Annotated in this window: 13 protein-coding genes; 5 read left to right on the top strand and 8 right to left on the bottom strand. The window is 62.7% G+C overall.

Going from position 1 to position 15,635, the window contains the following annotated elements:
- Positions 1 to 24 precede the first annotated feature (24 nt).
- Positions 25 to 1,632 carry a DHA2 family efflux MFS transporter permease subunit gene (locus tag PW789_RS01605; protein ID WP_299370567.1) on the top strand — a complete coding sequence of 536 codons (1,608 nt, stop codon included), beginning with the start codon at positions 25 to 27 and terminating at the stop codon, positions 1,630 to 1,632.
- Here PW789_RS01605 and PW789_RS01600 read toward each other — a convergent pair.
- From PW789_RS01600 to PW789_RS01590, 3 genes are all read right to left on the bottom strand, one after another.
- On the bottom strand, positions 1,629 to 2,399 hold the full coding sequence (locus PW789_RS01600) for a DUF4239 domain-containing protein (protein ID WP_299370565.1): 771 nt from the start codon (positions 2,397 to 2,399) through the stop codon (positions 1,629 to 1,631). The two genes, PW789_RS01605 and PW789_RS01600, sit on opposite strands and share 4 nt — an antisense overlap.
- An 83-nt stretch (positions 2,400 to 2,482) precedes the next feature.
- A complete protein-coding gene (locus PW789_RS01595; RefSeq protein ID WP_299370563.1) occupies positions 2,483 to 2,989 on the bottom strand; it encodes a Rid family hydrolase in 507 nt (168 codons plus the stop codon).
- Between the two features lie 58 nt (positions 2,990 to 3,047).
- Positions 3,048 to 4,100, bottom strand: a complete 1,053-nt coding sequence (locus tag PW789_RS01590; RefSeq protein WP_299370561.1) for a VTT domain-containing protein — start codon at positions 4,098 to 4,100, stop codon at positions 3,048 to 3,050.
- Positions 4,101 to 4,273: 173 nt separating this feature from the next.
- Between PW789_RS01590 and secA the strand changes: the two genes are divergently transcribed.
- On the top strand, positions 4,274 to 7,261 hold the full coding sequence (secA, locus tag PW789_RS01585) for a preprotein translocase subunit SecA (protein WP_299370559.1): 2,988 nt from the start codon (positions 4,274 to 4,276) through the stop codon (positions 7,259 to 7,261).
- A 69-nt stretch (positions 7,262 to 7,330) separates the two neighbouring features.
- On the opposite strand, the gene PW789_RS01580 is transcribed toward secA, so the two are convergent.
- From PW789_RS01580 to PW789_RS01570, 3 genes are all read right to left on the bottom strand, one after another.
- Entirely contained in the window at positions 7,331 to 7,813 is a 483-nt protein-coding gene (locus tag PW789_RS01580) for a hypothetical protein (protein ID WP_299370557.1), read from the bottom strand.
- 98 nt (positions 7,814 to 7,911) lie between these two features.
- Positions 7,912 to 9,852 carry an ATP-binding protein gene (locus tag PW789_RS01575; RefSeq protein ID WP_299370555.1) on the bottom strand — a complete coding sequence of 647 codons (1,941 nt, stop codon included), beginning with the start codon at positions 9,850 to 9,852 and terminating at the stop codon, positions 7,912 to 7,914.
- A 2-nt stretch (positions 9,853 to 9,854) separates the two neighbouring features.
- Positions 9,855 to 11,321 (bottom strand): sigma-54 dependent transcriptional regulator, encoded by a 1,467-nt coding sequence (locus PW789_RS01570; protein WP_299370553.1) that lies wholly within the window; start codon positions 11,319 to 11,321, stop codon positions 9,855 to 9,857.
- Positions 11,322 to 11,515: 194 nt separating this feature from the next.
- Between PW789_RS01570 and PW789_RS01565 the strand changes: the two genes are divergently transcribed.
- Both PW789_RS01565 and PW789_RS01560 read left to right on the top strand, forming a co-directional pair.
- Complete coding sequence (locus PW789_RS01565; protein ID WP_299370551.1) at positions 11,516 to 11,842, top strand: rhodanese-like domain-containing protein; 327 nt, start codon at positions 11,516 to 11,518, stop codon at positions 11,840 to 11,842.
- A 103-nt stretch (positions 11,843 to 11,945) separates the two neighbouring features.
- Positions 11,946 to 13,304 (top strand): nitrogen regulation protein NR(II), encoded by a 1,359-nt coding sequence (locus tag PW789_RS01560; protein ID WP_299370549.1) that lies wholly within the window; start codon positions 11,946 to 11,948, stop codon positions 13,302 to 13,304.
- Here the strand turns inward: PW789_RS01560 and PW789_RS01555 are convergent.
- Both PW789_RS01555 and xerD read right to left on the bottom strand, forming a co-directional pair.
- Positions 13,228 to 14,220, bottom strand: a complete 993-nt coding sequence (locus PW789_RS01555; RefSeq protein WP_299370547.1) for a tyrosine-type recombinase/integrase — start codon at positions 14,218 to 14,220, stop codon at positions 13,228 to 13,230. The genes PW789_RS01560 and PW789_RS01555 overlap by 77 nt on opposite strands.
- A 3-nt stretch (positions 14,221 to 14,223) precedes the next feature.
- A complete protein-coding gene (gene xerD, locus PW789_RS01550; protein ID WP_299370545.1) occupies positions 14,224 to 15,168 on the bottom strand; it encodes a site-specific tyrosine recombinase XerD in 945 nt (314 codons plus the stop codon).
- A 151-nt stretch (positions 15,169 to 15,319) separates the two neighbouring features.
- Here xerD and PW789_RS01545 point away from each other — a divergent pair, with 151 nt between their 5' ends.
- Positions 15,320 to 15,604: a hypothetical protein gene (locus PW789_RS01545; RefSeq protein ID WP_299370544.1), complete on the top strand. Its 285-nt coding sequence runs from the start codon at positions 15,320 to 15,322 to the stop codon at positions 15,602 to 15,604.
- The last annotated feature ends 31 nt before the right edge of the window (positions 15,605 to 15,635 follow it).

Below are 15,635 nucleotides of genomic sequence, written 5' to 3'. Positions count from 1 at the left end.
CTGATAATATCTCAGGAACCTGATATGTCTACAGCTGTTGCACCCGCCATCCCTTCCGTCTGGAAGCCGAGCCACAACCCGTGGGCCGTCGCCCTGACCGTGACGCTCGCCACCTTCATGGAGGTGCTCGATACCTCCATCGCCAACGTCGCCCTGCCCCACATGGCAGGAACGCTTGGTGCCAGCCAGGAAGAGGCGACCTGGGTGCTGACCAGCTATCTCGTCTCAAGCGCAATCGTTCTGCCCGTCTCCGGCTGGCTCTCCAACCGCTTCGGCCGCAAGCGCTTTTACATGACCTGCGTGGCGCTCTTTACCATCTGCTCCCTGCTCTGCGGCATCGCTCAGACGCTCCCCATGCTCGTCATCGCCCGCATCCTGCAGGGCGCAGGCGGCGGCGGTCTCGCGCCCAGCGAGCAGGCCATCCTCGCCGATACCTTCCCCATCGAAAAGCGCGGCCAGGCCTTCGCCGTCTACGGCATGGCCGTCGTCGTCGCTCCCGCCATCGGCCCGACCCTGGGCGGTTGGATCACCGACAACTTCAGCTGGCACTGGATCTTCTTCATCAATCTCCCCATCGGCCTGATCTCGCTCTATCTCTCCAACCGCATGGTCGAAGACCCGCCGCACCTCAAGGCGCGTATGAAAGAAGCCCGCAACGAAAAGGTCGACTTCCTCGGCCTCGGCCTGGTCGCCGCCGGTGTCGGCTTCCTCGAGTTCACCCTCGACAAGGGGCAGGAGAAGGACTGGTTCGGCTCGCCGATGATCGTCACCTGCGCCGTCCTCGCCGCCGCCATGCTCCTCGTCTTCGCCATCTGGGAGTGGAATCACACCCACCCCATCGTCGATCTCAAGCTTCTTAAGAATCGCAACTTCGGCACCGCCGTCTTCCTTCAGCTCATCCTCGGCATGGTGCTCTTCGGCAGTACCGTGCTCATCCCGCAATATCTTCAGGCGCTGCTCGGATACACGGCGGAACGCGCTGGCATGGTGCTGTCCCCCGCAGGCTTCGTCATGATGATCATGATGGCCATCGCCGGACGCCTGCTGGGCAAAGGCGATCCACGCATGATGGTTGCGATCGGATACCTCATCACCGCGGCGGGCATCTACAACCTCACGCGCCTCGACCTCAACACCAGCTTCGCCACCGCGACGCTCTGGCGCATGCTGCAGGTCATCGGCTTGCCGCTGATCTTCATCCCCATCAGTACGCTCAACTATGTCGGCGTGCCTGCCAGTAAGACCAACCAGATCTCCAGCCTCTCCAACTTCGCCCGCAATCTCGGCGGCAGCGTCGGCACAGCGCTTCTCACCACCTTCATCGCGCGCACGGCACAGGTCCACCAGGTTGCTCTCGCGGCGAACGTGATCCCCGGCAGCGTGCCCTATAACCTCTACATCAACTCCATCAAGCAGCAGTTGCTCTCAAGCGGCATGTCGGCCGCGCAGGCCACGCAGCTGGCCATCGGGCAGGCCTACCAGGATATGCTGCGTCAGGCGTCGATGCTCAGTTACAAGAACGCCTTCTTCGGGCTCTCCTGCATCATCCTCTGCCTCACGCCCCTTCCCTTCATCATGCGCCTGCCGGAGAAGCGAAAGGCCGTGGACCCGGAGCTGATGGGCGGCCACTAGCGGACCGGGCGGTCGTTCATCAGCTTCAGGGCATGCGTAAAAGCGGATGGCTCGACCGCCACCGCTCCCTGATACGGCCGAGCCAGATCTGCGATCGCCGCCAGAGCCGTCACAATCACAAACGTGAGCGCAGCCACCTGGCAGTAGTGCAGCCACTTCTTGTCATTGCCCAGCAGGCAGGAAGAGACGATCGTCGCCGCTCCGCCGATCAGCAGCAGAAGCCACAGCAACCGCGGTACCTCGCTGCTCCGCTGGAGATCCCGCATGTTCTTGCGCTCCGCCAGGTTCGCCATGGCGTACTGGATATGGTCGATCGTGTTCGTTGCGAGCGTGGTCGTCGGCTCGGCCTTCGCCAGCACGCGCCACATCTCCTCGACCACAACGCCTGCCGCGCGGTCATCGCTCATCCGCTGCATCGCCGGCCACTCTTCGTCCACCACAACCCGTTCATAGCGCTGCGCCAGCACCTGAATCTGGTTATTCTGTGGCGACGGCAGGCCGTCCGCCAGCCGGTAGACATTCAGCATCGAGGTCGCTTCCAGATTGGCGTCAATCTGCGCCGCCCGAAATCCCTCCCACACCGTGTACAGCATGAAGCCGAGAATCACGCCGTACGTCGTTCCCAGCACCCCCAGCTGCCAGGCCGTGACCTCATTGATCACCTTGCGATTCGTAATCGGCCATATCCGATTGAGCAACGAAACCAGCAGCAGCGATGCAGCCACGGAGGAGCAGATCAGGAGACTGTTTTCGGTATAGCTCAGCATCGGTTCCGTTCACCCGTCGAAATCTATCCGCAAGTATGCCTGATGCCCTCGCGCAGCCGGGCAACAATTCTTCCCGTGGCAGTCTACTTCGCCGGATGCGGTCGTGCCGCAACCACCATCAGCTCAATGCGCCCCGTTGGGATCACCAGCTGCGCCACCTGCACCGTCGCGCGCACCGGCTTGTTCGGCTGCTCCGGCGTGCCGAAGAACATGCGATAAGCCGCATTCCAGCCATCGAGATCCATCCTGTCGCCCTTGGCCGGGTCGCCCGACAGAAAGGCCTGCATCTGCACGATGTCGCCCAGCCCCAGGCCCACCCCCTTCAGCTGCTTTTCAATCTCCCGGATCGCCGCGATCGACTGCGCCTTGGTGTCCCCGTTGTATCCCGCGGGCGTTCCTCTGGCCTTGTCCGCCGGATAGTCCACCGGAGCCATCGTTCCCGAAAGATAGGCCGTATCGCCCACCCACACCACCGAGCTGATGATCGACTGCGGGCTTCCGATCCGCTGGACCGGACCGCTCTGCGCCACTCCCGCGATCGTGCCGGCAAGCACCATCGACAACGCTGCAAGAACTCTGTTTCGTCTCATGAACTCACCCCGTTGCTTCACAGACTATCGGGCATCACAGACGCCTGCTGTCAGCGTGTCAGCCCGGCAGTTGTTCCGTGACCTGTTCGGCGTGTTCCTCATGATGGCGCCCGTGACGTCTGCGATGAGCAGAGACCGGCTCCGGAATATGAATCCCCAGGTTCTTCGCCAGCTCCTGTGTCGTGTACAGATCATGGGAGACCGGAAAGCCCGCATCCCTCCACGCCTTCAGGCCGCCGTCGAGAATCCACACCCTGCGGGCTCCCTTGCGGCGCATCGCCACCACCACCCTTGCACTCACAATCTGCTTGCGCGACGAGCAGTAGACCACCACGCTCAGATCGTCCGGAAGATCCACCTTCGGCGTGGCGCGCATCCTCGCCGGATCAATCCTCGCTGCTCCCGGAATGCCAGCCATATCGCCGTCGATGTCCTCAAACTCCAGCAGGTCGATGATCGCCAGCCGCTCTCCTGACCGCATCTTCTTGTCCAGCGCTGCCGCGCTCAGCCGATGCGTCCTCAGGTAGCTCATCATCCGCACAATCAGCGCGCCGCGCCAGCCGATGTACAGCAGCAGAGGAAGCCCGATAAACAGGCCCACCAGCTTGCCGAAGTGCTGTGCCGCCGTCACCGCGACATCCAGCTGGTCATGAAAAATCACGCCGATGAGCACATACATCGTCGTCCACAGCAGCGCTCCCAGCCCGTCAAAGAGCACAAACTGCGTGACCGTCGCCCCCTCCGCCCCGGCCAGAGGAGGCGTAATGCCATCCATCACCGGGATGAACTTCGCGATGGCCAGCATGCGCAGGCCCCAGCGCTCGAAGATCTTATGCGCCCGCTTCGAGCTCCTTCGCGGGTCCGAGCTCAGCTTGCAGACGATACGAACCACGCGGCTTCCCCAGCGCCGCCCCAGCCAGAACCACACGCCATCCCCTGCAAGACAGCCCAGGACGCTTGCAATCACGATTGGCGCAATATCCAATCGGCCTTCGACCGCAATCGCCCCCGCAGCGATCAGAATCAGCGGGGCCGGCAGCGGCAGACAGAGCTGACGAGCGAAGACGACGATCAGAATCCATGGGTAGGTAAGCTGGGGAGAGCCCATCATGCGGTTACGCTCATTATAGAAAGCGAAATAGAAAGCGAAGTGCTTATATCGCCTCCGGGAGGCACGAATCCCGAAATGTACCCCTCGCCGCAGAATCGTTGCCTCTGCCGCCGTCATCAGAACCAGTTACACTGTTAAAGGGTCGGAATGCGTACCCACGAAGGACACAGGTTTTGTTCAACTCAGTCATAGCAAAAGTCTTTGGTACCAGTAATGAGCGCGCCGTCAAGCGCCTGATGCCCATCGTCACCCAGATCAACGGACTCGAGCCGGCCATCCAGTCGCTCACCGACGAGCAGTTGCGCGACAAGACCGTCGAGTTCCGTAAGCGGATCGCCGATGCCATCTCCGGCATCGAAGACGCCGACGAGCGCAACACCGCCGAAAAGGCCGTCCTCGAGCAGATCCTTCCCGAGGCCTTTGCCGTCGTCCGCGAGGCCGGCCGTCGTATCGTGCAGATGCGCCACTTCGACGTCCAGATGATCGGCGGCATCGTCCTGCACTCCGGCAAGATCTCCGAGATGAAGACCGGCGAAGGTAAGACGCTCGTCGCCACCCTTCCCTGCTATCTCAACGCCCTCGCAGGCCATGGCGTCCACGTCGTCACCGTCAACGACTACCTCGCCAAGCGCGATGCGGAGTGGATGGGCAAGATCTACGGCTTCCTCGGCCTCTCCGTCGGCGTCATCGTCCACGACCTCGACGACGCCCAGCGCCGTGCCGCCTATGCCGCCGATATCACCTACGGCACCAACAACGAGTTCGGCTTCGACTACCTGCGCGACAACATGAAGTTCGAGATCGCCGACCAGGTGCAGCGCGGCAACTACTTCTGCATCGTCGACGAAGTCGACTCCATCCTCATCGACGAGGCCCGTACCCCGCTCATCATCTCCGGTCCCACCGACCAGACCACCGACAAGTACGCCCGCGTCAACGTCATCATCCCCCAGCTCGAGGCGGGTGAGCTCATCGAGACGCTCGAGACCAAGACCTGGACCGGCGACTTCGTCGTCGACGAAAAGTCCCGTGCCGTCACCGTGACCGACGAAGGCTGGGAGAAGATCGAAGGCCTCCTCGGCATCGGCAACATCGCCGACCCCGAGAACTGGGACCTCAAGCACCACGTCGAAGTCGCCATCAAGGCCCACGCCCTCTACAAGCGTGACGTCGAGTACGTCGTCAAGGACGGCGAGGTCATCATCGTCGACGAGTTCACCGGTCGTCTCATGCCCGGCCGCCGCTGGTCCGACGGTCTCCATCAGGCCGTCGAAGCCAAGGAAGGCGTCTCCATCCGCAAGGAAGACCAGACCCTTGCCACCATCACCTTCCAGAACTACTTCCGCATGTACAAAAAGCTCAGCGGCATGACCGGCACCGCCGAGACCGAAGCCGCCGAGTTCGACAACATCTACAAGCTCGACATCGTCGTCATCCCCACCAACCGGCAGATGCTGCGCATCGAGCACGCCGACGTCGTCTACCGTACGGCCAAGGAAAAGTACTTCGCCGTCGCCGACGAGATCGCCCGTCTGCACGAGAGCCGCCAGCCCGTCCTGGTCGGCACCACCAGCATCGAGAAGTCCGAGCTGCTCTCCGATATCCTCAAGCGCAAGGGCGTCCGCCACGTCGTCCTCAACGCCAAGTTCCACGAGAAGGAAGCCGAGATCGTCGCCCAGGCCGGTCGCCTCGGCATGGTCACCATCGCCACCAACATGGCCGGCCGCGGTACCGACATTCTGCTCGGCGGCAACGCCGATTTCATGGCCCGCCAGGATCTCGTCCGCAAGTCGCAGGCACGCGCCGTCTCCGCAGCCGAGGGAGCCATCTCCCCCGTCGCCGGACCCGGCATGTTCCGCTTCTACTACCAGTCGCAGGAGTTCGAGACGACCCAGGCCGCCTGGGATGCAGCCGTCGCCGCTCACTCCACCGCCGCACAGACGGAGCGTGACGCCGTCAACGCCACCGGTGGTCTCTTCATCATCGGCACCGAGCGCCACGAGTCCCGCCGTGTCGACAACCAGCTGCGCGGACGCGCAGGCCGTCAGGGAGACCCCGGAGCCTCGCGCTTCTACCTCTCGCTCGAAGACGACCTCATGCGCATCTTCGCCCGCGAGTGGGTCTCCACCCTGCTCCAGCGCCTCGGCATGGAAGAGGGCGTCCCCATCGAGAGCGGCATGATCTCCCGCCGCATCGAGGCCGCGCAGAAGGCCGTCGAAACCCAGAACTTCGAGTCCCGCAAGCACGTCCTCGAGTACGACGACGTCATGAACAAGCAGCGCGAAGCCGTCTACGGTCTCCGCAAGCAGCTCATGGAGGGCGTCGACCAGAAGCAGCTCATCACCGACGACTATCTCTCCACCATCCTCTCCAACCTGCTCGACGAGAACGCCCCCGAGAAGCTTCATCCCGAGCAGTGGAAGACAGAGGCCATGTTCTCGCAGCTCTACGATCTCTTCGGAGCGCATCTTGAGAACGAGGTTGATGTCACCGCGCTCAACCGCCACGATCTCGGTGAGGCCATCTTCGACAATCTCGGCGCCCGCTACGCCATCAAGGAGAAGATCCTCGGCTCGCAGGCCATGCGTTACCACGAGCGCGTCGTCATGCTCTCCGTCCTCGACGGACTCTGGAAGGATCACCTCCTCCAGATGGATCATCTCAAGGAAGGCATCGGACTCCGCGGCTACGCCCAGCAGGATCCTCTCGTCGCCTACAAGAAAGAGTCCTTCGAGATGTTCGAGACCATGATGCTCCGCTTCCAGGAAGACACCATCCGGCACCTCTTCCGTATGCAGATCATCGGTCCCGACGGCAATCCCATCGAGAGCCTCGATCAGCTTCCGCCCGACTTCCGCACGCCCGGAGAGGTTCCGCAGCAGCCGCCCACGCTTGAGGCGGAGGTGCAGTCCCTTCCCGCAGAGCAGGCGGCGGTCATTCCGATTCCCACTCGCGCCCCGTCGACCACCATCGACCAGCTTGAGCGTGAGTTCCAGCGCAAGAAGGAGCGCGAGCTCGAGCTGGCTCGTGCCGCCGGAAGCTCTGCTGCCGCCTCCAACGGCAACACCCCGCGCGTCACCGGCGACAAGGTGGGCCGCAACGATCCCTGCCCCTGTGGCTCCGGCAAGAAGTACAAAAAGTGCCACGGAACCGAAGCCTGAGTCCGGCAGTTTCGCGCAAATCAAAAGGGCGGCAGGATTAATCCTGCCGCCCTTATCTTTTAAAACTCCCTACAGCTTCTCGATATCGTCCAGCAGCAGCTTCGCCTTGGTGGCCAGTGTCTTTGCCCCTTCGGTATCGCCCGACTTCAGCGCGTCCTGCGCTTGCTTCTGGAAGTTCCTGACCTTGCTCAGCTGCACCTTCTCCGCCTCGACCTTCTGGATCGGCAGGGCGTTGATCCTGCGCTCATTGGCGGAGATCAGGCCCGCCGCCTCCTGCTGCGCGCGCGGACTCGTATCACCCCCCGAAGAGAGTGAGCCTAGCGAAGGCGCAGCGGTGTTGTCCGCCGGAGCCGACTCCGGTGTGCTCTGCGCAGGCGGCGTCACAGCGGCCGCCGGTACTGGTGGCGCCGAGCGTCTCCGCCTCAGCCTCAGCTTCGAATAAGCCGAAGCCGTCGGAACCGCTGGCAGCCTGACCACCGGAACCTCGATCTCTTCAGGCAGCGGCGGCTCTGGAATATCCAGTAGATCCACCGGCTGCGTGATCTGAGGCAATGGAGGAAGGACCGGCTTATGCCGGCAACCAGTGAGACCCAGCAGCAAACCAAAGACAACAAATAAACGTCTGCTTCGAATTCTCGTACCGTACTGCATCAGACGTGCTCTCCTACGGTTTTCCGGCCAGCACCTGCTGCAGTCTTTCTTGTTTCGGCTGCAGCACCTGCCGCCATCGGCAATCGCAGTGTAAAAATAGTTCCACGGTCCAGAGCTGCCGGGTCCGGGTTAGAACGGACGTCCAGCGCTCCTCCGTGTATCTGCAGAATACGGTACGTGAGCGCTAATCCAATTCCACTTCCGCGTGGTTTTGTTGTGAAATAAAGTTCGAAGATCCGCGGAAGGACATCTGCGGGAATTCCCACTCCCTCATCCGCAACCTCCACGACACCGAACGGATGCTCGCGTCGCATCCGCACCCGTATATTTCCCCCGTCAGGCATGGCCTGCATCGCGTTCAACAGCAGGTTCAGCACGGCCTGGCGCACCAGCTCCCCATCGATGCGAACCATCACCGGCTCCACGGGAGCATCCGTGATCACACGCACCCCGTTCTCCTGCATCTCCGCCGACGTCAGATCCACCACCGCCCCGATCACCTTTCGCAGATCGTGCTCGCGCAGATTCAGCTCCATCGGCCGCGAAAAGTCCGCCAGCGTCTGCACCACGCGATCCAGCCGCTGCATCTCGTTAGCCAGAATGTCGACGTGCCGCTGTGCCCCGCCCAGCGCCCCCGGTCCCGCCGCCGTCAGCTTGCTGCGCAGCAGTTCCAGGTGGACCACCATCGCGTTGATTGGATTCTTGACCTCATGCCCCACGCCCGCCGTCAGCCGTCCAATCGCAGCCAGGCGGCGCGCGATCTCCAGCTCCTGCCCCAATTGCATCATCGATTCGATATCCCGCAGCGTCAGCAGCGTTCCCATGCTTCCGCCGCCCAGCCCATCGTCAATCCGGTCCAGCGAGATCTGTACCTGCCTGCCGTCCTCGAGCGTGACCTGCTCCGCCGTCACCTGGTCGCCCCTCGCAAACGCCCTCAGCACAGCCGCTCCCAGCGACGTATTCCGCTCGAAGATCTCCTCCAGCTGCATGCCCACCATCTGCTGCTCCGGCCGGTTCAGGAAGTAGGCGACCGCATCCGAGACCATCACGGCGCGGTCGTCCGCAGTAAACATCAGCACGCCGTCGCGCAGGGTGTCGAGCATCTGGTTCAGGTTTGCCTGCAGCGCCGTATAGCCGGCCTCCTTCGACCGCATCTGCTCTCCCAGCCGGTCAATCGTCTTCGAGACGCGGGCCATCGCATCGGCATCGCCTTCGCTGGCCTCCGGCGTTGGTGCGGCAGCGGTCGTCCCTGCCTGCATCAGCTTCTCCAGCTGGCGGCTGATCATCTCGATCGGCTGCAGCGCACTATTCGCCAGCAGCGCGGCAAACATCATCGCCGCAATGGCCGCCAGCAGCGCAAACAGCGCCGCGGCCCTCAGCCAGGGCTCATACGAGTTCTTCAGGAAGGTGGATCGCACGCCGACATGCACGATCAGGAACGGCATCTGGTTCCGGTCCAGCGACTGAACTGTATCCAGAACCCGAGGCTTTCCGAAGACCTCGCGGATCTGGTACGCAATGCTTCCCGTCTGCAGGCTCTCCAGGCTGTTGCGGTGGTTGATTGGCTGGTTGATGGCGTCGGGGTCTGTGCTCACCAGCGTAATGCCGTGCGCATCCACCACGCTGACATCCTGCACCGTCGGCGAGTAACGCACGATCGCGTTCATCACATCGCTCAACGGCAGATGGCTCTTCAGCGACTCCTTCACCGCCGCATCGAAGGCCGCATCCGTATTGTCCGACGGAGGATTGGCCCGCAGGCCCGTCTCCACCGCCTGGCGGGTCATCAGCACCACCTCGTGCGCCAGCACATCGTTGGCGGCTGCCGTCTGTTCGATGCGCTGCCGCAGCAGCTCACCCACAAACAGAATCGACAGCACAGCCACGATGGCAAACGTCACGGCGGTAGCCGATACCACCAGCTTCGTCTTCAGGCGCATGGCTATTCCACCGCGGAAGCGTTATTCGAATATTCCTTCAGCTTATTCTGCAGCGTCTTCGAACTGATACCGAGAATCTCGGCCGCTTTCGTCTTGTTGTTGTGCGTCGACAGCAGCGTCTTCAGAATCAGCTGCCGCTCTGCCTCGTCCACGGTCGTTCCCACCTCGACGCGTACCGTATTTTTGTCTTCCAGGTAGCGATCCATCTCCTTGACGCGGACGCCGCCATTGCTCTCCTGACCCTCGCCGGGAGCAGCAAACCTTCCACTCTTCGTCATCACCGGGAACGACCCCGCCTCGCCGAAGTTCGGAGGCAGATGTTCAATCCCCAACAGACCACCGCCCGCCAGGATCGTCGCGCGCTCAATCGCATTGCGCAGCTCGCGGACATTGCCCGGCCACACATACTCCTCCAGCCGCTTCAGCAGGCTGTCTTTTATGCCGGTCACCGTGCAGTTATGCCGCTCATTCATGTCGCTGATCATCTTCTGCGCGATCGCCGCAATGTCCTCCGTATGCTCCCGCAGCGGCGGCATCTGGATATTGAACACGTTCAACCGGTAGTACAGATCCCCACGCAGCTCGCCTGCTGCCACAGCAATTTCGGGATCTTTATTCGTCGCCGCCACCACCCGCACGTCAACCGGCGTCTCCACCTTGGAGCCCAGCCGGCGCAGCTTCCTGTCTTCCAGCACCCGCAGCAGCTTCGCCTGGGTCGCCGCCGGCATCTCGCCGATCTCGTCCAGCAGCAGGGTGCCCTCTTCCGCCAGCTCAAAGCAGCCCGCCCGGCGCTCCACGGCGCCCGTAAAGGCTCCCTTCTCATGGCCGAAGATCTCACTCTCGATCAGCGTCTCCGGAATAGCCGCGCAGTTGACTGCCACAAACGGCTTGTTCCGCCGCGAACTCAGCTCATGCAGAGCGCGCGCCACCAGCTCCTTACCCGTGCCGCTCTCGCCCGTCACCAGCACGCTGACGTTCGACGGAGCCACCCGCTCAATCAGGGAGAAGATCTGCTTCATCCGCTGTGACGTTCCCACCAGCGGCCCCAGCATTCCGGTATCCCGCTGCTTCCGCTTCTTGGCCTCAAACTCCGTATCCGAATCGGTATCGTGCTGCAGCGCGGCGTTTTGCAGAATCATACGCAGCCGCATCGGGTCCACCGGCTTCGGAACATAGTCGAACGCTCCGGTCCGCATCGCCTCCACCGCCGATTCAATCGATCCCTGCGCCGTCATCATGACCACCGCCATGCGCTCCGGGAGATCGGCCAGCCGGCGCAGCATCTCCATCCCGTCCATGCGCGGCATCTTCAAATCGGTCACGACGATCGACGGCTTCCAGCTCTGGACCTTCTCCAGGCCCTCCACGCCGTCCGCCGCACCCTCGGCCCGATAGCCCCAGCTCTCGATCAGCTCGGTCAGGCCCGTTCGTGCATGTACTTCATCCTCGACGATTAAAACCTTCTCCAAATCCTGTCCTGCTTTCCCCTGAGAAGCTGTGAGTGGCCGGTGCCTACTACGATGCTCCTTAAAGTTAAAGTGTACCGCCGGGGAAACCGATTAGACACCCCTTTGACAATGCCTGCGGCCCATCGCCGGAACCAGGCTCCCACGCCGCACCCTCCCGCTTTCGCTCCCTCCGGACTCCACGGTATCCTTATCTCATGCTCGATCCAGAGATTACGGCCGAAGCCTACCAGCAGCTTCGTAAGCAGGACAGCGCTCCCCTCCTCTTAGACGTTCGCGAACCATGGGAGGCGGAGTTGGCAAATATTCCCGGTTCCACCCTCATGCCCATGGGAGATATTCCCTCCCGTGCCCACCAGGAGCTCGACCCCGACCAGCCCATCGTCGTTCTCTGTCACCACGGCGCCCGCTCGCTCTCCGTCACCATGTGGCTCCGCGATCAGGGTTTCGACCATGCGCAGTCCCTGGCAGGCGGCATCGATCGCTGGTCACGCTTCATAGATCCCGGCATCCCACGCTACTAGTCCACTTACGTCATTCTCCCCGAATCGGCAGCTGCAACAGCTAATTTGCGCGTCATCTAGCCGCGGCCGGAAAAACTGCATCCTAACGCGCAGGGAGGCAGTCGTGACGGAGTCTATGCAACAGGGGCAGAGTGACCAGCCTGCGTCAGCCGGAACATCGGCATCGCAACACCCTCCATCTACAGAAATCGGCATCGGAGCCGGCATCAACTCTCACGAAGAGGCCTCCGCCCTGCTGGCTGCAATCGTTGAATCCTCAGACGACGCCATCATCAGCAGTACCCTCGAAGGCCGCATCACCAGTTGGAACAAGGGCGCCGAGCACATCTTCGGCTACTCGGCATCCGAAATGATCGGACACTTCACCTCCGACCTCGGCACCGAGAGCGCCATCGAAGACCCCGCCACCGTTCTCGAAACCATTCGCCGCGGTAAACGCGTCGAGCACTATGAGACCCTCCGCCGTCACAAGGATGGCTCCGACATCCTCGTCTCCCTGACCGTCTCCCCCGTGCGCGACGCCTCGGGAAAGATCATCGGCGCCTCCAAGGTCGCCCGCGACATCACCTCCATGCGCCGCGCCGAGCAGTCGCTCCGCAACGCCGACAAGCTCGCCCTGGCAGGCCGCCTCACCGCCAGCATCGCCCACGAGATCAACAATCCCCTTGAGGCCATCACCAATCTCCTCTTCCTTCTCCAGCAGGAGAGCCTCTCCGAAGTCGGCCGCCACTATCTCAACCTCGCCCAGAACGAGCTCATGCGCGTCTCGCACATCGCCTCGCAGACTCTCGGCTTCTTTCGCGGAGCCCCCGGCCCCACCATCTGCCAGATCTCCGAGATCATGGAGAGCGCCATCGCCCTCCACGCCGGCCGGCTCATCGTCTCCCACGTCGCCGTCGAGACCAGCTATCAGCCCGTTCCTCCCCTTCTCTGTCATCAGGGAGAGATGCGTCAGGTCCTCGTCAATCTCGTCACCAATGCGCTTGACTCCATGCCCGGACAGGGCCGCCTCCTCCTGCGTATCCGTCCCGGTACCGACACTCACTCCGTAGAGCACGGCATCTGGTTTACCGTCGCCGACACCGGCGTCGGCATGAGCGGCAACACCATGCGCCAGGTCTTCGAGCCCTTCTACACCACCAAGGGGACCACCGGGACTGGCCTCGGTCTATGGGTCACCCAGCAGATCATCGCGCGGCACGGCGGCCACATCGCCTTACGCAGCTCCCAGACCGCCGAGCGGCATGGCACCGTCTTTTCCATCTTTCTTCCCTACGGAGTCGAAGCGTCTGCCGGCTGGTCCGGCGACAACGGAAAGACCGTCCCGCCCGGCGGGCCTGGGTCCTCCGGTGAAGGCAATTCCCCTCTGCCGCACGCGAATGCTGCTATTTCGCCCGGGGGTGAGTCTCGTCGTAGACCCGCTGCACCTGGCCCACCGTCAGCTGCGTATACCGTTGTGTAGTCGAAAGCCGCTCGTGTCCCAGCATCTCCTGGATCGCTCTCAGGTCAGCGCCCTCTTCCAGCATGTGCGTTCCAAACGCATGGCGCAGCGTATGCGGATGCACATCGGCAGCCAGCCCGCGACTCAGCGCAATCGCCTTCACGATTCGCCCTACACTGCGCGTCGTTAGCCTGCAATCGCCACGCATCCTTAGATTCGTCAGCAGCGGTCCCTCGTGGACCAGCGCTCCCTTACCCGAAGCCGTCAGCTTGGCCTCCCGGACCGGAAGATAGGTCCGTAGCGCAATCGCCGCCTCGTCGCCCAGCGGAACCAGCCGCTCCTTGCGTCCCTTGCCGCGGACAAGGATGGCGTCATCGCCCCAGCGCACGCTGTCCACGTTCAAACCCACCAGCTCCGAGTTGCGAATCCCGCAGCCATACAGCAGCTCGAAGATCACCCGGTCCCGCTCCGGCCACGCGATCGCCTCGCCATCTGCCGTTCCCTGCTCGCTATCGCCACTTCGCTCGGCAGAACGCCTCTCTTCAAGCGAGTTCAGTACGCGGTTAACCTCCTCCACGCTCGGCACGCGCGGAAGGTGCTTCGGCAGCTTTGGCGTACTCACCAGCAGCGCAGGATTCTGCTCCACCAGTCGCTCCTTCGCCATCCACTTGAACCAGCTCCGCACCGCGGCCAGTGCCCTCGCCGCGCTCGCCTTCGTCAGGCCGCGCTGATACAGCACCCCAAGGTAGGCCCGTATATGCAGATGTTCCACCACCTTCACCCCGGCATCCTTGCCCAGGCTCTCTTCCAGGTAGACTGCAAAGTTTTTGACCTCGCGCGCATACGCCCGCACCGTGTGCTCCGACGCCCCGCGCTCGTTCGCCAGCATGGAGAGAAAGCGCTCCGCGAGCTCGACAAACTCACTCCGCTCCGCCATGGCCTACTCCGCCACCTGCAACAGGCGCTTTCCCCGCGGATGATGCATCCGGTGCACCTGCTTCAACCGGCCCAGCGCAAGATGCGTATACACCTGCGTCGTCGCGATATCGGCGTGACCCAGCAGCGTCTGCACGCTCCTCAGATCTGCGCCATGCTCCACCATGTGCGTCGCGCAGCTGTGCCGCAGCTTGTGCGGACTCGCCTTGGTCCCGGTCGGCGAAGCAGACCGCACCATCTCCCACACCCACTGCCGCGTCAACGGCTTGCCGCGCACGCTCAGAAACAGGGCGCGCTGCATTCCAGCCGTCACCAGCTCCGGCCGTCCCAGCTTCAGATATCTCTCCAGCGCCTCGATCGCCGTACGTCCCAGCGGTACGATCCGCTCCTTATCGCCTTTGCCGCGCACCAGCGCCTGACCGGAATCGAGGTTCAGATCCTCCACATGCAGACTGCAGATCTCCGCAACCCGCAGACCGCCCGCGTACAGCAGCTCCAGGATCGCGTGATCGCGCAGCGCCAGACCATCGGCATCAGCCACCTTCGCCGCCGCGCCCGTCCGGTCCAGCATCTCCGTCATCTCCGACTCCGCCAGGCTCTTCGGCAGAACCTTCCAGCTCGCAGGCGACTCCACATTCACCGTCGGATCATGCGTAATCTTCTTGTCCATCAGCAGCCAGCGATAAAAGCCGCGCAGAGCGCTCAGCTTCCGTGCAATCGAACGCGACTCCACGCCGTTGGCCCGCAGTCCCTGCATAAAGCTGCTGACATCGTCCTGGCTCGCACTCGCCAGCACGCCGTTGTGCTTTTCAATATGTTCGGCAAACTGCTCCAGGTCGCGCTGGTAGGCCTCGCACGTCGCCGGTCGCATGCCCTTCTCCACACGCAGATAGGTCATGTACTCGCGAATCGTCGCGACGTTCCCCGTACCCTGACCCCATGTCTGCATAGCCCGATTATGCTCCGTTTGGCCGCCATCGAACCATCGCCCTCCCCCTGCGAACCAACCTAGCTAAGAACCCGCCGCTGTACTCCTCGAGGAAAACTCAGCTGAAACTCGCCACGTATCATCGCTGCACCCCGACCGGGAGGTCTCCATCATGCCGTCCATCGAACTCCCCCTTGCCCTCGGCGTCTTCCTCTCCACCGCCGCCACCGACGCCGTCTACGTCCTCTTCAACTCCGCCGTCGCCAGCCACCGGCGCGTCCCGGCAGCCACCTATAGCAGCATCTGGTATCTGCTCTCAGCCTTCGCCGTCATCAGCTACACCCAGCACTGGATCTACGTCTGCTTCGCCGCCGCCGGCTCCTGGATCGGCGCCTACTTCTCCATGACCTTCCTCAACCGCGAACGCCACGCCTCCAGCCCCAAACCGCCGCAATAACCCATCCTCCAGACGGTCCCGCCGACTGCTA

The organism is Edaphobacter sp. (assembly GCF_028283685.1).
Taxonomy (GTDB): domain Bacteria; phylum Acidobacteriota; class Terriglobia; order Terriglobales; family Acidobacteriaceae; genus Edaphobacter.
Note: the sequence above shows the minus strand (reverse complement) of the source record. Positions and strands in the feature narration are given on the sequence as shown.